The organism is Kribbella solani (genome assembly GCF_014205295.1).
Taxonomy (GTDB): domain Bacteria; phylum Actinomycetota; class Actinomycetes; order Propionibacteriales; family Kribbellaceae; genus Kribbella; species Kribbella solani.
The window spans coordinates 2739146-2757902 of record NZ_JACHNF010000001.1 but is presented as its reverse complement, the minus strand read 5'-3'; the positions used below and the strand labels follow the sequence as shown (position 1 = coordinate 2757902).

General features: G+C 66.5%; 15 protein-coding genes. 8 read left to right on the top strand and 7 right to left on the bottom strand.

What is annotated here, in order from left to right:
• Nucleotides 1-120: 120 nt before the first annotated feature.
• The 3 genes from HDA44_RS12370 to HDA44_RS12360 all read right to left on the bottom strand — a co-directional run bounded on the left by HDA44_RS12370 (nt 121) and on the right by HDA44_RS12360 (nt 5471).
• On the bottom strand, nt 121-3144 hold the full coding sequence (locus HDA44_RS12370) for an alpha-amylase family glycosyl hydrolase (protein WP_337905898.1): 3024 nt from the start codon (nt 3142-3144) through the stop codon (nt 121-123).
• Between the two features lie 225 nt (nt 3145-3369).
• Nucleotides 3370-4707, bottom strand: a complete 1338-nt coding sequence (locus HDA44_RS12365) for a 6-phospho-beta-glucosidase (RefSeq protein ID WP_184833936.1) — start codon at nt 4705-4707, stop codon at nt 3370-3372.
• Nucleotides 4704-5471 (bottom strand): DeoR family transcriptional regulator, encoded by a 768-nt coding sequence (locus HDA44_RS12360; RefSeq protein ID WP_184833934.1) that lies wholly within the window; start codon nt 5469-5471, stop codon nt 4704-4706. Before HDA44_RS12360 ends, HDA44_RS12365 begins: the two co-directional genes overlap by 4 nt.
• A 104-nt stretch (nt 5472-5575) precedes the next feature.
• Between HDA44_RS12360 and HDA44_RS12355 the strand changes: the two genes are divergently transcribed.
• Genes HDA44_RS12355 through HDA44_RS12335 form a run of 5 tightly spaced genes read left to right on the top strand, consistent with a single transcriptional unit; the run spans nt 5576 to nt 12863 of the window.
• Entirely contained in the window at nt 5576-6694 is a 1119-nt protein-coding gene (locus HDA44_RS12355; RefSeq protein WP_238352429.1) for a carbohydrate kinase family protein, read from the top strand.
• 25 nt (nt 6695-6719) lie between these two features.
• Nucleotides 6720-8087, top strand: a complete 1368-nt coding sequence (locus HDA44_RS12350; protein ID WP_184833930.1) for an extracellular solute-binding protein — start codon at nt 6720-6722, stop codon at nt 8085-8087.
• Between the two features lie 40 nt (nt 8088-8127).
• Nucleotides 8128-8961 carry a carbohydrate ABC transporter permease gene (locus tag HDA44_RS12345; RefSeq protein ID WP_238352428.1) on the top strand — a complete coding sequence of 278 codons (834 nt, stop codon included), beginning with the start codon at nt 8128-8130 and terminating at the stop codon, nt 8959-8961.
• The gene (locus HDA44_RS12340) at nt 8958-9758 is read left to right on the top strand and encodes a carbohydrate ABC transporter permease (RefSeq protein WP_184833926.1); all 801 of its coding nucleotides are present in this window, start codon (nt 8958-8960) and stop codon (nt 9756-9758) included. The genes HDA44_RS12345 and HDA44_RS12340 overlap by 4 nt, the downstream gene beginning before the upstream one ends.
• Before the next feature lie 51 nt (nt 9759-9809).
• Complete coding sequence (locus HDA44_RS12335; protein WP_184833924.1) at nt 9810-12863, top strand: PIG-L family deacetylase; 3054 nt, start codon at nt 9810-9812, stop codon at nt 12861-12863.
• 43 nt (nt 12864-12906) lie between these two features.
• On the opposite strand, the gene HDA44_RS12330 is transcribed toward HDA44_RS12335, so the two are convergent.
• Genes HDA44_RS12330 through HDA44_RS12315 form a run of 4 tightly spaced genes read right to left on the bottom strand, consistent with a single transcriptional unit; the run spans nt 12907 to nt 15518 of the window.
• The gene (locus HDA44_RS12330; RefSeq protein ID WP_184833922.1) at nt 12907-13629 is read right to left on the bottom strand and encodes a Sir2 family NAD-dependent protein deacetylase; all 723 of its coding nucleotides are present in this window, start codon (nt 13627-13629) and stop codon (nt 12907-12909) included.
• Nucleotides 13626-14180, bottom strand: a complete 555-nt coding sequence (locus tag HDA44_RS12325; protein WP_184833920.1) for a GNAT family N-acetyltransferase — start codon at nt 14178-14180, stop codon at nt 13626-13628. The genes HDA44_RS12330 and HDA44_RS12325 overlap by 4 nt, the downstream gene beginning before the upstream one ends.
• A 13-nt stretch (nt 14181-14193) precedes the next feature.
• Nucleotides 14194-14406, bottom strand: coding sequence for a sulfurtransferase TusA family protein (locus HDA44_RS12320; RefSeq protein WP_184833918.1), 213 nt, complete (start codon nt 14404-14406; stop codon nt 14194-14196).
• A complete protein-coding gene (locus tag HDA44_RS12315; protein ID WP_337905896.1) occupies nt 14403-15518 on the bottom strand; it encodes a cysteine desulfurase family protein in 1116 nt (371 codons plus the stop codon). The genes HDA44_RS12320 and HDA44_RS12315 overlap by 4 nt, the downstream gene beginning before the upstream one ends.
• Before the next feature lie 190 nt (nt 15519-15708).
• Here HDA44_RS12315 and ctaC point away from each other — a divergent pair, with 190 nt between their 5' ends.
• The 3 genes from ctaC to HDA44_RS12300 are packed head-to-tail and all read left to right on the top strand — an operon-like array spanning nt 15709 to nt 18676.
• Entirely contained in the window at nt 15709-16497 is a 789-nt protein-coding gene (gene ctaC / locus HDA44_RS12310; protein ID WP_337905894.1) for an aa3-type cytochrome oxidase subunit II, read from the top strand.
• 26 nt (nt 16498-16523) lie between these two features.
• The gene (ctaD, locus tag HDA44_RS12305) at nt 16524-18284 is read left to right on the top strand and encodes an aa3-type cytochrome oxidase subunit I (RefSeq protein ID WP_184843450.1); all 1761 of its coding nucleotides are present in this window, start codon (nt 16524-16526) and stop codon (nt 18282-18284) included.
• A complete protein-coding gene (locus HDA44_RS12300; protein WP_184833914.1) occupies nt 18281-18676 on the top strand; it encodes an aa3-type cytochrome oxidase subunit IV in 396 nt (131 codons plus the stop codon). The genes ctaD and HDA44_RS12300 overlap by 4 nt, the downstream gene beginning before the upstream one ends.
• The last annotated feature ends 81 nt before the right edge of the window (nt 18677-18757 follow it).

Here is an 18757-nt window from a genome sequence, read left to right as displayed (position 1 = left end):
ACTGCTCGGGTTGTGCTCGAGGCTGGTTGGAAAGAAAGTTTCCCAACCTGTCATTGCACACGTTAATCTCGAACCGTTCAGCCTGGCAACGAAAAGCACCCGATCAACCGCAGAGCGTCATCAACCCCCGCGCTGAACTCCGGTCGCGTCCAGCAGCCGGCCGGTGTCGTCGTACTGGGCCAGACCCAACTGCGCCGTCCCCAACCGCACGCCATGCAACGCCCCCAAGTGCGACAGGCGGAGCGTCGTGTACCCAGGACGTACCTCGCGCGGGTCGTACCGCAGCCCGATCGACGCCCCGCCGATGTCATCCGCATCGATCTTCAGCGCGCCAGTCGCCGACCAGTGCAGCCGCCACCGGAACCGCTCCGGGTGGTCGACGGCCGGTACGAGCAGAGTGTCCCGGCTGACCCACTGTGCCTTCGCCTGGCCAAGGTCCGGCTGCGCGCCGGGCTTGGCGGTGGTTACCGTGAACTGGTGCGTCGCCAGCACGTACGAGAACGTGACGATCAACCCGTCGCGCGGCACTGTCACCGGTACGTTGGCGGCCGGGTAGCTCTCGTCCCACGACAGGTTGTGTGCGACCTTCGCTTCGTAGCTGCCCGCGCCCAACTCACTCGTCGACCAGGTGTACGTCCCGTCGCCGTCCTCGTCGGTCAACCAGGGGCGCATACAGGACGGGTCCCAGTCAGTAGGGCAGCCCAGCTCGGACTGGAACGACCCGGGCACCGTGATGATCGGCCCTTGCGCGTTGGACGTGGCGAAGTGCCGCCCGTGCTCGTAGTAGAAGGTGACGGGCCCATTCGGTGCGGTGTACGAGATGTTGGCGCCGTTCAACGTACCGCCGGCACCATAGTTCTCGTCCCAGCTCTTGTTGATCGCCGCCTTGTAGGCATGCTCACCCGCCGGGAGTGTGTACGTCCCCTTCCACACCTTGTCCTTAGGGTCGAGTGTCAGCTGCGCCTGAGAGCAGTCCGGCGACCAGTCAGCCGCACAGCCCATCTCACTGTTGTGGTCGCCCGGTACTGACACGTTGGCCGGCTGCACGACCAGTCCGGTGTTCCCACCCCCGCCAGGTGGCGGCGCGTCACCCACGACCCCGTACGAGCTGGATGCGGAGTAGTTGCCCGAGGCATCACGTAGTACGGCGCGGTACTCAAGCTGCGTGCCCTTGGGCAGCCCGGATACGTCCTGGAACACCCGGTACGGCGCACTGTCATCCGAACCGAGCCGCTTCCACTCCTTGGTACCCACTGGGCGGTAGCCGAAGGTCACAGTGGCCGGAGTGTTCTCCGGAACAGCCGCGGCGATCTCAGCGCGCCCACTGACGGTCGCACCCAGCTCCGGCGAGCTCATGTAAACAGCTGGTGCCTTGGAGCGCGCTGGCACCTTCTTCTGCGCCTGGTACACGGTGACGGACAGCGGCGGCTGGCTGACGAGGACCCGTCCCTCGCGGTCCGTCTTAACAGCGGTGGAGCCGCCATAGACCGGCCGCAGCCAGGTGCGCGGTCCGTACGTCGCCACAGTCGCATTAGCAGCCGTCTTCGAATTGTTTGCCACTACTAGGTACTCGACGTTGTCGCTGCCAAGCCGACTGAACGCATAGAGCCCGTTGCTGTTCGACGAGTACCGGTGCACCTGCCGCCCATCGGACAGTGCCGGGTACTTCGACCGCAACCGAGCCAACGCGGCGATGTGCTTGTACAGCGGCGCATTGACGTCGTACCGGTCCTTGCTGCCGATCGTGGTAGTGCCAGTACCGTCTACAACCTCGTCGTCCGCGTAGTCGGCTGTCTTGGTCGCGAACATGTCCTGCCGCGCGTCCTTGTCACCGCCCGCGCCTGTGAAGCCCTGCTCATCCCCGTAGTAGATGACCGGCTGGCCGCGAGTCAGGTACATCAGTGAGTGCGCCAGCTCGTCCCGCGCGAGCAGCTCCTTGCCGGACGCCCCGCTCTGCTTCAGGAACGTACCGACTCGGCCCATGTCGTGGTTACCAAGGAAAGTGGGCAGCTGGTACGCGTTCGAGTCGGTGTCCGTGTAGTAGTCGTCGTTCGCGTACAGGTCGCGCAGCTTCGTACCCGGATCGCCCTTCGCGTACGCGACCGCGTTCTGCTGGAACCCGAAGTCGAGCGTCGCCTGCAGGTTTCCCTTGGTCGTGTACGTCGACATGAACTGTGGATTCGCGTCGTACACCTCGCCGAACATGAAGAACTTCTTCGTACCCGAGGCCCGCGCGGCCGCCAGCACCGCCGGTGAGAACTTCTGCCAGAACTCGAGGTTCACATGCTTGACGGTGTCGATCCGGAACCCGTCGATACCGAACTCGGCCCAGGTCCTGTACACGTCGATCAGCCCGTCGCGGACCTTCGGCTGCTCGGTGAACAGGTCGTCCAGCCCGACGAAGTCGCCGTACTCGGCGCTCTCACCGGCGAACGTCGAGTCGCCGCGGTTGTGGTACTGGGTCGCATCGTTCAGCCACGCCGGCACCTTCACCGAAGCGTCGGCGGGCATCCGGAAGACGGGTACGTTCGGGAACGAGCTGTTCTTGTCCAGCGGCGGAAACGTGTCACCGGCGGCGTACTGCTTGTCGTCGAACACGTTGCCGGCCGCATCTTTGTACGGGCTGGTGGACTTCGGGACGTACCCGTAGTTGCCGGACTGGTACGAGATCACGTCCGCGGTGTGGTTGGTGATGATGTCGAAGAAGACCTTCATCCCTTTGCGATGCGCCAGGTCGATCAGCCGCTTCATGTCCGCGTTCGTACCGAGATGCGGATCGATCTGGGTGAAGTCGGTGATCCAGTACCCGTGGTACCCGGCGCTGACGTCCGTGCCAGTGCCCTGGACCGGCCGGTTCTTGAACGACGGCGTGAGCCAGATGGAGGTAGTACCCAGCGACTTGATGTAGTCGAGTTTCTGGATCACCCCGGCCAGGTCACCGCCGTGGTAGAAGCCTTTGTCGGTCGGGTCCAGCCCGGTCTGCAGCCGGTCACCGGTCAGTCCGCCCGCGTCGTTGGACTTGTCACCGTTGGCGAACCGATCCGCCATCAGGAAGTAGAACCGCTCCTTGGTCAGATCGGCGCGCAGGCTCGGCGTCGCGAGCGCCTTGTCCGCCGCGGTAACCGCCGGACCAGCCACCTCCACTGGCGGCACCTGCTGAGCCACCGCGGGAGGAGCAGGTGGTGCTGTCGCCAATCCCAGCACCACCACAGCACCAGCAGTGATCCCCGCAGTCCAACGCCTGAACCCGCGCATCACGGTCCCCTCCCGCCGCCGTACGTTGCCGGGAGGGTAGCGTCCGCTCCTTACGCTGAGGAGGGCTTGGACGTCACGGAAGGGTCACGAGCACGGGAGCGGCTACAGGAGCAGTTACCGCAACAGCTCGTCCAGATCAGCGTGGCGACTCCGGTAGTTGCTGAGCAGTGTGCGCGCGGTAGTAACCGAGTCAACGAGCGGATGCAGCGCCAACGCCTCCAGTGCCAACCGGGGGGAGTGCTCCAGCGCAGCCGTGATGGTCAGCTGCTCAACGGCCTTCACCTGCTGCACCAGCCCGAGCTGATGACCAGCCAGCGGCGAAGTCGCGAGCGGATGCGGGCCGTCCGCGTCCACTGTGCACGGCACCTCGACCACCGCGTCCGCCGGCAAGCCAGGGACAGTGCTGCCGTTGCGTACGTTCAGGATCATCGTGCTGCGCTCGTTCCGCGCGATCGCCGCCATGATCGCGACCGCCACCCCTTCGTACCCGCCGCCGGCCACGTCCGCCGCGTCGCGAGCCTCGGAGGCCTCGCGGGTCTCCTTCATGTACGTCGAATCGCGCTCTTCGCGGACCGCGCGCCAGCGGCCCAGCGCCGACGCCGGATCGGCCGCGACCGCGTCGTAGAACGCGCGCTGCTGATTCAGCAGGAACTCACCACGGGTCTCGGCGCTGCCCCGGATCGACGCGACCGCGTCCCGGGTGAAGTAGTAGTAGTACAGGTACTCGTTCGGGATGCTGCCAAGCGTCTGAATCCACTCGGCGCCGAACAGCCGGCCTTCCTCGATCGTGCCGAGCAGCGCATCGTTCGCGATCAGGTCCGGAAGTACGTCGCGGCCGTCGTACCCGAGCTCGTTCAGCCAGCCGAGGTGGTTCAGGCCGACGTACCCCAGGGAGGCCCGGTCGGGGTCGTGGCCGAGGGCGTGCGCGGCGCGCCGGCCGAGGCCGATCGGGGAGTCGCAGATCCCGATCACCCGGTTGCCGAGGACGCGCTGCATGGCCTCGGTGATCATGCCGGCCGGGTTGGTGAAGTTGATCACCCACGCCTGCGGGCAGATCGCCGCGACCCGCTCCGCGACGTGCATCGCGGCCGGTACGGTACGCAGCCCGTACGCGAGTCCGCCCGGGCCGGTGGTTTCCTGACCGAGCAGCCCGAGATCGAGCGCGACCCGCTCGTCCGCCGTCCGGCCCGGCAACCCGCCGACCCGGATCGCGGAGAAGATGAAGTCGGCGCCGTCCAGCGCGACATCCAGGTCGGTGGTCACCTCGACCTTCGGCGCGTCCGGCTGCTCCGCGGCCAGTTGCCGCAGTACCTCACCGATCGCCTCGAGCCGTTCCGGCACGACGTCGTACAGGCAGACCTGATCGACTCGTTGGCCACCCCGGTCACGCATCACCGCCCCGTACACGAGCGGAACCCGAAAGCCTCCGCCACCGAGGATCGCCAGCTTCATATGGTTAGTACCTCCACGCCGTGGTCGATGCAGTTCTGGAGTGTTGCCGGGTCGGCCCCGGGGTTTGTCACCAGTACGTCGAGATCGTCGGCGCCGCAGACCTTGAGCTTGCCGTTGCCGGGGAACTTGTTCCGGTCGGCGAGCAGGACGGTCTTGTCGGACGCCTCGATCACGGCTCGTTTCACCGGTACCTCGATGGTGGTGGTGTCGAGCACGTAACCGTCCCGCCGGACGCCGCTGGCACCGAGGAACGCCACGTCCGCGTGGACCTGGCGGAGTGCATCCTCGGTCAGTACGCCGACCAGCGAGTGGTACGCCCGGCGGACCCAGCCGCCGAGCAGGATCAGCTCCACCACCGGATCGTCACGCAGTACGTCCAGGACCGCGAGACTCGTCGTCATCACGGTCACCGGCCGCGTACGCAACTCCTCGGCCAGCAACTGGGTGGTGGTGCCGACGTCCAGCAGCACCACGTCACCGTCCTGGACCAGCGTCGCCGCCAGCCGGGCCACCTGCCGCTTCTCGGGGGTCGCGTCCGCGGCCACCGAGGCGAACGGGTAGTCCCGGTCGGCGTCCTCGGAGTCGCCGGCCGGAACGATCGCGCCCCCGTGCACGCGAGTGATCTGACCGGACTCGTCCAGCTGTTGCAGGTCGCGGCGGATGGTCGCCGAACTGACCCCGAGCAGCTGGGCCAGCTCCTCCACCGAAGTGGCGCCATCGGTCCGCAGCCGCTGCACGATCTCGAGTTGCCGCTGGTGTCGCACGGCCCGAACAATAGCAGGCAAATCCGCTCAGAAGTGAGCAAGTCCTGAATATTTTTGATCATAAATGCTTGCCACGGGACTTTGTCAGGAGCAAGATGACCGGCATGCCTGATACGACCTACGACCCGCTCGCTGGTCTGCGCGGCCCCGGGACACCCGACTTCGACGTCTTCCTGTGGGGCACGGTCTTTCTCGACATCATCTTCACCGGGCTCGCCGACCGTCCCACCGGCGGCACCGAGGTGTGGGCGGACGGGATGGGCTCGTCACCGGGCGGCACCGCGAACCTGGCGATCGCGGCCTCCCGCCTCGGCCTGCGGACCTCGCTCGCGGCCGCGTTCGGTGACGACAACTACGCGGACTTCTGCTGGCGCACCCTGTCCGAGCAGGAGCACGTCGACCTCAGCCGGTCCCGCCGGTTCGACAACTGGCACTCGCCGGTGACCATGTCGGTCGCCTACGACGGTGACCGCAGCATGGTCACGCACGGGCACCCGTCACCACTGCCGGCCACCGAACTGATCGGGCAGCCGCCGCGGACCGGGGCGGTGATCGTCGACCTCGGCGACATCGAGCCGCTCGGCGACCCGTCCCGGTCGACCTGGGTCGACCTGGCCCGCAAGGACGGCGGCCTGGTGTTCGCCGACGTCGGCTGGGACCCGACCGGGACCTGGTCACCGCAAGTACTTGCCCAGCTCGACCACTGTGACGCCTTCCTGCCGAACGCGGGCGAGGCGATGGCGTACACCCGGACCGGGTCGCCACAGGACGCGCTGTACGCGCTGGCCGACCGGGTCCCGCTGGCGATCGTCACCGACGGCGCGGCCGGTGCCATGGGCATCGACGCGAAGACCGGTGAGGAAGCCCGGGTGCCGGCCCTGCGGGTACCGGCGCTGGACCCGACCGGAGCCGGTGACGTGTTCGGCGCCGGCCTGGTTCTCGGTACGCTCGCGGGCTGGGCGCTGGCCGATCGGCTGGCCTTCGCCACCCTCTGCTCGGCCCTCGCGGTCCAGCAGTTCGGTGGCTCACTCGCCGCCCCCGGCTGGGGCGACATCGCCGACTGGTGGCAGGATCTGCGGACCAGCGGTGATCAGAGCAGCTACACCCGATCGCTGCGCCGCAGGTATGAGTTTCTGGACGAAATCGTCCCAAGTGTGCCGGTCGGCGCCGTACGCCGGGCCGTGGCGACCATCGCCCGGAACGCCGACGTCACCAACAACTGACCGTCAGGTCGGAGGGAGTACCCCCATGTCACGCAATCCCCGGCTCGGGATCGTCGCGGCTGTCGGCCTGCTCGGCCTGGTCAGCACGGTTGCCTGTACACCCGGGGCCGAGAACTCGGCCCCGTCGTCACAGGCGACCCCGTCATCCGTACAGACCGACGCGGCCAAGCTCGGCGACGTCAACCTGGTGGTCTGGGACCAAGAGGTCCGTGGCGGCCAGGCAGCGCAGATGAAGCAGCTGAACGACGCGTTCCAGGCGAAGTACCCGAACATCAAGCTGAAGCGGGTGTCGCGGTCGTTCGACGACCTGAAGACCACGCTGCGGCTGGCGCTGAGCGGCAACGAGCCGCCGGACGTAGTCCAGGCGAACAACGGCCGCTCGGACATGGGCGCGTTCGTCAAGGCGAACCAGCTCGTGCCGCTGGACCCGTACGCGAAGGCGTACAACTGGGATCAGCGTTACCCGCAGTCGGTTCGGCAGTACTCGCAGTACACGCCGGACGGGAAGACGTTTGGCCAGGGCAACCTTTACGGCATGCCGCAGGTCGGCGAGGTCGTGGGCATCTTCTACAGCAAGAAGAAGCTCGCCGAGGCCGGGGTGCAGCAGCCGAAGACCTGGGACGAGTTCCAGTCGTCGCTGGCCACGCTGAAGGCGAAGGGTGACGCGCCGCTGGTGCTCGGCAACCTGGAGAAGTGGCCGGCCATCCACGTCTTCGGTACGGTCCAGGGCCGCACCACGCCCGCGGACACGATCAAGCAGCTCGGCTTCGGCCGCAAGGGCGCGTCCTGGACGACCGACGAGAACAAGAAGGCCGCGCAGACGCTGACCGACTGGGTCGGCAAGGGCTACTTCAACGCCGGTTTCAACGGGCAGGACTACGACCCGGCGTGGCAGGCCTTCAGCAAGGGCAAGGGCACGTACCTGATCGGTGGCACCTGGCTGGCCGAGGACCTCGGCAAGGCGATGGGCGACGACGTCGGCTTCATGCTGCCGCCGGGTACCGCCGCCGACGCCGCGCCGATCGCCACCGGCGGTACCGGGCTGCCGTTCTCGATCACCACGAAGAGCAAGAACCCGGACGCGGCCGCCGCGTACCTGAACTTCATCACCAGCGCGGACGCGATGAACATCCTGACCAAGACCGGCAACCTGCCGGTGGCCGACACGGCCAAGCAGGAAGTCAGCGGGTCGCTGCAGAAGGACGTGTTCGCGGCGTTCGGCAAGGTGGTCGAGGCGGACGGACTGGTTCCGTACCTCGACTACGCGACGCCGACGATGCCGGACACGATCGGTGCGGCCCTGCAGGACCTGCTGGGTGGCAAGGCCACCCCGGACCAGTTCGCCGAGCGGCTAGAGAAGGACTATGGCGCGTTCTCACAAGCCAACGGGTAGTCCCCCCGGCGAGCCCCGGAAGATCGCTTACCTGTACATCTTGCCGGGGTTCGCCGTCTACGCGGCGTTCCTGCTCTACCCGCTGCTGCGCTCGGTCCAGCTGTCCTTCTACGACTGGGACGGACTGACGCTCGGCAAGTGGGCCGGGTTCGCCAACTACCAGGAGATCATCAGCGACGCCGGACTGCGGTCCGCGTTCGGGCACGCGCTCGTACTGATGCTGTTCTTCGCGGTGATCCCGGTCTGCGTCGGCCTGCTGCTGGCGTCGATCCTGAACCGGGCGAAGGTCCGCGGGCTGCCGTTCTTCCGGACGGTGGTCTTCCTGCCGCAGGTGATCGCGATGGTTGTCGTCGCGGTCGCCTGGCGGCGGATGTACGCGCCGGACGGCACCATCAACGACCTGCTGCACGCGATCGGCCTGGGTTCGGTCGCGCGCGGCTGGCTCGGTGACTACGCGCTGGCGCTGCCGGCGGTCGGGTTCATCGGGTCCTGGTTCGAGACCGGTCTGGTCACCGTGCTGTTGCTGGCCGGGATGAGCCGGATCAGCGGGAGCCTCTACGAGGCGGCCCGGCTGGACGGCGCCGGCCCGGTGCAGGAGTTCTTCGCGGTGACGCTGCCGTCGGTCCGCGGTGAGATCGCGGTCGCGCTGACGCTGACCGTGATCGCCGCGCTGCGGACCTTCGACCTGGTGTACGTGACCACCAGCGGCGGACCGGGCAATTCGACGTCGGTGCCCTCGTACGAGGTGTACCACCGGGCCTTCGAGCTCGGCCGGGTCGGCTCGGCCGCGGCCATCGGCGTCACCCTGACCGTCCTGATCCTGCTCATCTCGCTGGTCATCAACAAGATCGGCGACCGGGAGGGGAGTCGATGATCTCGCGTACGGAGAAGGCGGCGAACTACGTCATCCTGCTGGCCTTCGCCGCCTTCGCGCTCGGACCGATCGTGACCGTCGTGCTGGCGGCGCTCGGACCGAACGACGCCGGTGACACGTCCGGCTTCGGCAACTTCGCCGAGGCCTGGAAGATCGGCCACTTCGGCACCTACCTGCGGATGAGTCTCGCGGTGTCGGTGTCGGTCGTGGTGATCAGCGTGCTGCTGTCGGTACTGGCCGGGTTCGCCTTCGGCACCATGCGGTTCCGCGGCTCCGGCATCCTGTTCTACCTGTTCCTGCTCGGCATCATGATGCCCAGCGAGGCGATCGTGGTGCCGCTGTACTTCGATCTGCGGACGCTCGGGCTGACCGACACGTACTGGGCGGTCGCGCTTCCGCAGGTCGCGCAGTCCGTTGCCTTCGGCACCTTCTGGATGCGGACCTTCTTCCGGGCCGGCGGCCGCGACCTGGTCGAGGCGGCCCGGCTGGACGGCGCGTCCACCCGGCGGATGCTCTGGCAGATCCAGGTCCCGCTGGCCCGGCCGGCCATCGTCACGATGATCGTGCTGGTGTTCATGTGGACCTGGAACGAGTTCCTGATCCCGCTGGTGATGGTCACCAACGAGAGCCTGCGGACCGCGCCGCTCGGTCTGGCCTTCTTCCAGGGCCAGTACAGCCAGGGGTTCACCCTGCTCGCGGCCGGCGCGGTGATCGTCGCGACGCCGGTCGTGATCCTTTATCTCTTCCTGCAGCGCCATTTCATCGCGGGCATGCTCGAGGGCGCGGTCAGGGAGTAGCACCACCCGTTCGGGGGATATCCGTCACATCCGCCATAGGGAGAGCGCAGAATGAAGCGTTACCGCACCATGGTTGCCCTGCTGGCAGCCGCTGTCCTGATTCCGCTCGGAGGCGTAGCGGCGACCGGGATGGCCCAGGCCGATCCCGGTCCGGCCAAGTACGTCGCCGACCGGGCGACCAAGATCGACGTCATGGGGGAGTGGGCCCACCCCGACGACGACACCAGCATCATCGGCCCCTGTGGCGTCTGGCACGACCGGTACGGCACCAAATGCGGCGTGATCATGGTGACCCGAGGTGAGGGCGGCGGGAACTCGGCCGGTACCGAACTGGGTCCCGACCTGGGTCTGCGCCGCGAGAACGAGGACCGGGTCGCGCACTACCGGTCCGGCACGATCGACATCTTCAACCTGGACCGTGTCGACTTCTTCTACAACCAGAGCGCGCCGCTGACGCAGTACTTCTGGAACCACGAGGAGACGCTGCGCCGGGTCACCCGGGTGATCCGGGAGACGCAGCCCGAGGTGTACATCGGCTTCACGCCGACGCTCGCCGCGGGTCACGGCAACCACCAGCAGGCCGGGCGGCTGATCTGGGAGGGCGTACTCGCTGCGGCCGACCCGAGCATGTTCCCGGAGCAGCTGAAGGGTAAGGACGCGCTCAGCACCTGGCAGGTGAAGAAGGTCTTCTCCGGCGGTGCCACCGCGGGTACGGGCGGTACGACCACTGCCGCGAACTGTACGACCGGTTTCACGCCGACTGGTCTCGACACCGTTGCCGGTGTGTGGACCGGGTACAACTCGCCGTACAAGTGGCCGGCCGGCAATCTGCAGGGTCAGCCTGCCGGTACGCCGAAGATCTGGCAGCAGGTGGCTGACGAGGGACGCGCCGCGTACCCGACGCAGAGCCGCGTGATGTACAAGGGCACGTCGGCGCCTGCCTGTTCCCGGTTCGGTATGACGGAGTCGTTCGTACCGTTCCAGCCGAACAGCAACACGGCTGCTGGTCAGGACGACGCGATCCTGTTCGGTGCGACCAAGCCGGACCCGGGCGGCCTTCCGCTCGGCACGCTGGAGTACCTGACCTTCGACCGGTTCCTCAACGTTGCCGGTACGCCGTTCCAGGCCACGCTGCACCTGCGCTCCGGTGCTGGTCCGCTGAAGCCGGGTACGGCCGCGCTGACCGTTCCGGATGGCTGGAAGGTCAGCCCGCCGCAGCGGGTCGGTGTGGTGAAGGGAAACAAGGAGACCACGGTCACCTTCACTGTTACGCCCAGCCCGACCGCGGCTGTGAACCAGAACGCCAAGGTGTCGGCGCTGTACAGCACCGGCAACAAGACCGGGTACACCGACAACCTGGTTCGGATCGTGTCCGCGACCGAGGGCCGGTTCGAGCGCTGGGGCAACTGGAAGGAGTACGACGACTGGTTGGACAAGACTGCTCCGCAGGCCACCCGGCTCGGTCGTTCGCCTGCCATCCAGTCCATGGGCATCGGCAAGACCATCGACGTACCGGTAGTGGTGCACAACTGGTCGAACCAGCCGCAGAGTGGCGCGGTCAGCCTTACGCTGCCGGCCAACTTCACTGCTGACGCGGTCTCCAAGCCGTACAGCAACCTGGCTGCCGGTGCTGAGACCACAGTGACGTTCAAGGTGACGAACAGCGACACCACGCTGCCGCAGAACCAGAACGTGTCGATTCCGATCACCACCACGTACAGCGCCCCCGCTGGTACTGGCAACGAGGTGCTGACGCTGTCGCTCGTACCGAACACGACCATCGCCAAGGCGACCACCACGCCGAAGGTGGACGGTGTGGCCTCTCCTGGTGAGTACACCGGTCCGTCGCTCGACCTGGGCCGCATCTGGCAGGGCGCGTCGGGATGTACGGGTGTGGACGACTGTGGTGTCTCGCCGACCGGTGAGGGTTCCACGGCGAAGGTCAGCTGGTCCGACGACGCGCTGTACTTCTTCATCCACATCAAGGACGACTACCAGTCGTACGCCGTCACTCCCGAAGAGTGCGTCGGCCACTGGCAGGCGGACTCGGTCGAGATCCTGCTCGACCCGCGGGGTACCGCTTCGCAGGACCTGATGGACACCGCGAACACGTTCAAGCTCGGGATCTTCCCGTTCACGAACGACCCCACGAACAAGAACGGCAACGGCGTCAACGGCGCCTGCTGGTCGCGTGACGCCGACAACCACCAGGGCTACTCGACCGGGCCGCTGGCGAAGAACGTCAGCGACGCGCCGAACGCTCCGGGCGTCCAGGTCGCCTCGACCGCGAAGTGGGTCGGGTCGAACGAGACCACGGTGCCGCATGCGTACACCGGTGGTGGGTACGACCTCGAGGTGAAGATCCCGCTGTCGAACCTGCCGGCCGCGGTGGACCCGGCGAAGCTGGGTCTGAACATCACGCCGTACGACAACGACGACACCTCGGCAGCGGGCACCACGACGCTGCGGCACATCGACATGAGCACCCGGCTCGGCTGGTCGGCGCTGGGCAGTGTCCAGTCCGACCCGTACCGCTGGGGTCAGGCGACCGTCGCGGGCTACACCCCGCCGGCGGATCGTCCGACCAAGCCGAGTGCGCCGAACGTGTCGAACCCGAACCTGAACGGCGTGCTGTCGCCGCAGACGATCGCCCAGTCGGCGCGCAACGGCGTACCGATCTCCGGTCGGGTGCCGGCACCGGCGTCGAACTCGCTGAAGGTGAAGAAGGTGTCGGTCGAGAAGTCCACTGTCGAGGTGGATGTGTCGTCGACCGGTTCGGGTAGTGCACAGCTGTTCCTGTGGACCGGTCTGATCGGTGCGATTCCGGTGTACACGACCAGCTGCTCACCTGCTGCCGACCCGGCTCCGGACTACGGCTTCACGCCGTGCGCGGTGTCCGACGGTGGCTACCCGGCCTGGTCGCCGGACATGAGCGGGCACGTCGTGAACCACACGGCGAGCCAGATCACGTCGAAGACGAAGCACCTGTCGATCCCGATCACGGCGGCTCAGCGCAGCGCCCTGCTGAAGGACGGCCGGCTGCTCATCTCGTACCAGACCCCGAAGGACGAGGTTCAGGCACTGGATCTGAAGCTCAACCGCTGATCGGAGTACTGGGCCCTGTCTGTTCTTCAGGCAGGGCCCAGCTTCATGCAGGGCCCAGGAGGCCTGGGAGCGTCGTTTCGATCGGCGTACGCAGCACAGTGGTCGCCTGGTCGTCGTACGGGGTCGGCTGGGCGTTCAGGATGATCAGCGGCTTGCCGTCGCTCAGTGCCAGGTCACAGAGACCTGCGGCCGGGTAGACCTGCAGTGACGTGCCGATGGCCAGAAAGACCTCGGCAGTGGCAGTAGCCGCAACAGCGCGATCCAGTACGGCCCGGTCGAGCGACTGGCCGAACGAGATCGTCGCGGACTTCAAGATGCCGCCGCAGACCGCACAGGCCGGGTCCTCCTCGCCGGACTCTAGCCGAGGGAGTACGTCGGCCATCGGGATGCGGCGGTCGCACTGCAGGCAGTCGACGTACCAGACAGTGCCGTGCAGCTCATGGACGAGCTCCGGCGACGATCCGGCCTTCTGGTGCAGTCCATCGACGTTCTGAGTCACCAGGCCGGTCAGACGGCTTTGTCGCTCCAGTTCGACCAGTGCGTGGTGGCCGGCGTTCGGTTCAGCCAGCCAGGCAGGTACGGCGAGCCGGTGCTTCCATGACGCCACCCGTACGTCCCGGTGCGCGACGTACTCGTCGATGTCGAACATCGCCTCCGCGCCCGGGTTCTTGGTCCAGACACCCTCCGGTCCACGGAAGTCCGGGATCCCCGAGGCAGTCGAGATCCCGGCTCCGGTCAGTACGGCGATGCGTTCGGCGTCGATCACACCTCAGACGGTATCCATTCCGTGGCCAGCACGGACATCACCACCTCGTCGTGCCACTCGCCGTCCCAGCGCAGCGCGTCCCGGAGTACGCCCTCGCGCTTGAAGCCGGCCTTCTCGTACGCCCGCTGTGCGCGCGGGTTGAACGCGAAGACGCCGAGGCTGATCCGGTGCAGGCCGAGCTGCTCGATGCCATAGCCGACAATCATCCGGGTCGCTTCGCTGCCCAGGCCACGGCCCTGGCCGGCCGGGCCGATCAGGATGCGGAAGCTGCAGCTCTGGTTGTCGGGGTCCCACTGGTTCAGTACGACCTCACCGACGACCTGATCGGTCTGGCGGTCGATGACAACCAGATCCAGCCGGTCGGTCTGGTCCTTCCGCGTCCGGCACCACTCCCGGGCGCGTTCCTCGCCGATCTCCCCGTGGCTGCCCGTGAAACGCATCACCTCCGGGTCGTTCATCGCGGCGAACAGGGCCTCGTAGTCCCCCGCATCCATCGGCCGCAGGACGACCAGTTCGCCGGTGAGGGTCGGTTTGTACGCGAAATCAGTCACAGCGCGGAGTGTGTCAGCCGACCCGGCGTACGACGTACTGATTTTCCCCGGCCGACACCAGCTCCTGGGAACGCATCCGGCACCACGCCGGGATGTCGGTCGCCGCGGCTGGGTCGTCGGCGAGCACGGTGATGGTGTCGCCGACGGCAACGGTCGGTAGCGCCTTGGCCAGTTTGATCACCGGGAGTGGGCAGAGCAGGCCGCGGCAGTCCAGCTCGACGTTCACATCCCCACCTCTGCTCTGATCCGCTGCACGATGCCCGGGAGCACCGCACTGAACCGTTGGACGTCCTCGTGGCTGGTCTCGCGGCTCAGTGACACCCGTACGTTGCCATGAGTCAGTACGCCCATGGCTGCCAGTACATGCGACGGGCGGAGCGTGCTGGACGTACACGCCGAACCGCTGGAGACAGCGAAGCCCTCAGCATCCAATGCAGTCACCAGGGCCTCGCCGTCTACGTACAGACACGAGAACGTGAGGATGTGCGGCAGGCGATCGTCCGGATCACCTACTACCTCCACGTCCGGTACGTCGGTGGCGATCCGGTGCCGCAGCTCGTCTATCCAGGTCCGATGCTGTTTGTTGAGTTCATCGGCTTCACTCAGACGCGCTTGCAGAGCTGCAGCGGCCGCCAGTGCGTTCGGTACGTCCGGGAAGCCGGGGGACAGGCCGTCCTCGCGCTGGTCCATCGGCCAGGGCGGAGCGATCCGCGTGCCTTTCCGTACCGCCAGTAGTCCTACACCGGCCGGACCGCCCCACTTGTGCGCACTGGCCGCCAGCATCGACCAGCCGGTGGGGACTGGGTCATGTCCTATCGACGCTGATGCATCAACAAACAGCGGTACGTCGTTGCAGTCCTGGGCGATCGCGGCGATCGGTTGCCTCGTACCCACTTCATGGTTGGCCGACTGGACAGCAGCCACGGCCACACCCGGCTCGCGTACGGCATGGGCGAACGCCTCCTGATCCACCTGGCCGCGGATGTCCACACCGATCTCCACACCCGCGTCACCGGCGCTGTGCAGTACAGCGGAGTGCTCGACCGCACTGTGCACCACTGTCGTACCGACGCGGCGCCGTGCGGCCGTCAGAGCGGCCAGACCGACCTCGATGGCCGCTGTGCCGGACGTGGTCAGGTACAGCTCGTCAGGACGCACTCCAACGGCCTGAGCAAGCACTGCGCGGGCGTTGTCCAGCAGCAGTCTGGCAGTCCGTCCTTCATGGTGCAGACGGACCGGATCGGCCCAGCCGGAATCCACCGCCGACAGCAACATTTCCCGCGCCGCGGGGTGCATCGGCTCGGCCGACGCGGCGTCCAGATACGCACGCTCACTCACACGGGAAACGCTAAGCCCTACCTATGCGCGGAAGCCGGGAGGGTGTCCAGTAGTGTTTGGTCGTCAGTCTCACTTGGGAAGGGAAAGGCGCCCCGTGGGTTCGAACGGCACGCCCGGAGTGGATGAGCGACCGGCAGGTTCTGCTGGTGCCACACGTCCGGCGAAGCGACGCCTACTGGTCGGTGCGGCAGTGGTGCTCGGCACCCTGTTGCTGACCGGTTGTTCGTCGGCGACCACTGAGCAGTGGAAACGACTCGGTCTGCCCGAGGGTGCATCTGACCGGACCGAGGCGATCAGAAGCCTCTGGATCGGCGCCTGGACGGCCGCACTGATCATCGGTGTGATGGTCTGGGGCCTGATCCTGTTCGTCGTGGTGCGGTACCGCAAGCGGAACGAGGAAGCGCCCCGGCAGGTGCGCTACAACCTGCCGCTGGAGGTGCTCTACACGCTGGCACCGTTCGCGATCATCGGTGTGCTGTTCTTCTACACCGTGGAGCACGGCAACCAGGTGACCAAGATGGACGCCAACCCGCAGCACACCGTGAACGTGGTGGGCCAGCAGTGGCAGTGGACCTTCAACTACAAGGACACCGTCGACGGCAAGCAGGGCGTCTGGGAGACCGGCACCCTGGACAAGCCGGCCACGCTGTGGCTGCCGGTGAACGAGTCGGTGCACTTCGACCTGACCGCGCAGGACGTGATCCACTCCTTCTGGGTGCCGTCGTTCTACTTCAAGCTCGACGTGATCCCGGGCAAGACCAACAAGTTCGAGCTGACCCCGACCAAGACCGGCACCTTCGCCGGCAAGTGCGCTGAGCTCTGCGGCCTGTACCACAGCCGGATGGTCTTCAGCGTCAAGGTGGTCAGCCGCGACGAGTACGACGCACACCTGCGCGAGCTGGCCGCCAAGGGCCAGACCGGCGCGGCAACAGGTGGCGCCGACGCCACGACCATTCTCGGGACCGGGGGTCACAAGTGACCGACTTCGCCGAGCGCACCGGCGCTATCGGTACCACCGCGCTGCCCCGGCGGCGTACCAAGGGCCAGCTGCTGGTCAAGTACCTGACCACGACCGACCACAAGCTGATCGGGCACATGTACCTGGTCACGTCGTTCGTGTTCTTCCTGATCGGCGGCGTGATGGCGCTGCTGATCCGCGCCGAGCTGGCCAAGCCGGGCCTGCAGATCGTGAACGAAGAGGTCTACAACCAGCTCTTCACCATGCACGGCACGATCATGCTGCTGCTGTTCGCGACGCCGCTGTTCGTCGGCTTCGCGAACGAGATCATGCCGATCCAGATCGGTGCCCCGGACGTCGCGTTCCCGCGGCTGAACATGTTCAGCTACTGGCTGTTCCTGTTCGGCGGCACGATCACGATCAGCGGCTTCTTCACTCCGGGCGGCGCGGCCGACTTCGGCTGGTTCGCGTACGCGCCGCTGTCCAACGCGGTCCGCTCACCGGGTGTCGGCGGCGACCTGTGGATCATGGGCCTGTACCTGGCCGGTCTGGGTACGATCCTCGGCGCGGTGAACTTCATCACCACCATCATCACCATGCGCGCGCCCGGCATGACCATGTTCCGGATGCCGATCTTCACCTGGAACATCCTGGTCACGTCGATCCTGGTACTGATCGCGTTCCCGATCCTGGCGGCGGCGCTGCTGGTGCTGGAGGCGGATCGATCACTCGGGGCACACGTCTTCGACGCGGCAAACGGCGGACCCATACTCTGGCAACACCTGTTCTGGTTCTTCGGGCATCCAGAGGTGTACATCATCGCGCTGCCGTTCTTCGGCATCGTCACCGAGATCCTGCCGGTGTTCAGCCGCAAGCCCGTCTTCGGGTACATCGGCCTGGTCAGCGCGACGCTCGGTATCGCGGTCCTTTCGGTGGCGGTGTGGGCGCACCACATGTTCGTCACCGGCGCGGTGAACCTGCCGTTCTTCTCGTTCATGACCTTCCTGATCGCCGTACCGACCGGAGTGAAGTTCTTCAACTGGATCGGCACGATCTGGGGCGGATCGGTGTCGTTCGACACACCGATGCTCTGGTCGGTGGGCTTCCTGACCACCTTCCTCTTCGGCGGTCTGACCGGCGTCATCCTGGCCTCGCCGGCGCTCGACTACCAGCTCTCCGACTCGTACTTCGTGGTGGCGCACTTCCACTACGTCGTCTTCGGTACGGTCGTGTTCGCGATGTTCGCAGGGTTCTACTTCTGGTGGCCGAAGTTCACCGGGCGGATGCTCGACGAGCGGCTCGGCAAACTGCACTTCTGGCTGCTGTTCATCGGCTTCCACACCACGTTCCTGGTCCAGCACTGGCTGGGTGTCGAGGGCATGCCGCGGCGGTACGCCGACTACGGCGCGAACGAAGGCTTCACCACGCTGAACGAGGTTTCCAGCATTGGCGCCTTCATTCTCGGCATGTCGATGCTGCCGTTCTTCTACAACGTCTACAAGTCCCGTAAGTCGCCCAAGGTCGGTGTCGACGACCCGTGGGGCTGGGGCCGTTCGCTGGAGTGGGCGACCAGTTCCCCGCCGCCGCGGCACAACTTCGTGTCGCTGCCGCGGATCCGTTCCGAGTCGCCGGCGTTCGATCTGCACCACGCGGACATCGCCCTGGCGGAGTACCCGGACAACAAGGCCGGCAAGGACAACCTGCTGGACGCGGGTGACGACGCGGGCCGGGTCGACCAGCTGGCCGAGCAGGTCGAGCAGGCTGACGACTCCGGCGATAGCGGGACCGAAGGGAAGGACAAGGCGTGAAGGTCGAAGCCTGGGTCTTCGGGATCCTGAGTGTGTTCCTGCTGGTGGTCACGCCGATCTACTGGCTGATGTCGGAAGATCCGACCGGTACCACCGCGCTGGTGATGACGTTCTTCCTGGCACTGCTGGTGGCGTTCTACCTCAGCGTCACCGCCCGCCGGATGGACGCCCGTCCGGAGGACCGCAAGGAAGCGGAGATCGTCGAAGGGGCCGGTGAGCTCGGCTTCTTCCCGCCACACTCCTGGTGGCCGCTGTGGTGCGCGCTGTCGCTGTCGGTGGTGGTGCTCGGCATCGCCGTCGGCTGGTGGCTGTTCATCGTCGGCTGCGGGGTCGGCATCATCACGCTGAGTGGTTTCATCTTCGAGTACTACCGCGGTGACCACGCGCACTGATTGAGAATCGTACGAAAAGCGCCGTCCGGGAACGAACCGGGCGGCGCTTTCGTGCGTCTTAGAGGATGTCTGAGAGGCGTA

Coding starts and splice junctions, on each gene's coding strand:
- HDA44_RS12340 (WP_184833926.1), top strand. CDS start 8,958: ATGATCTCGCGTACGGAGAAGGCGGCGAACTACGTCATCCTGCTGGCC.
- HDA44_RS12350 (WP_184833930.1), top strand. CDS start 6,720: ATGTCACGCAATCCCCGGCTCGGGATCGTCGCGGCTGTCGGCCTGCTC.
- HDA44_RS12355 (WP_238352429.1), top strand. CDS start 5,576: ATGCCTGATACGACCTACGACCCGCTCGCTGGTCTGCGCGGCCCCGGG.
- HDA44_RS12365 (WP_184833936.1), bottom strand. CDS start 4,707: ATGAAGCTGGCGATCCTCGGTGGCGGAGGCTTTCGGGTTCCGCTCGTG.
- HDA44_RS12335 (WP_184833924.1), top strand. CDS start 9,810: ATGAAGCGTTACCGCACCATGGTTGCCCTGCTGGCAGCCGCTGTCCTG.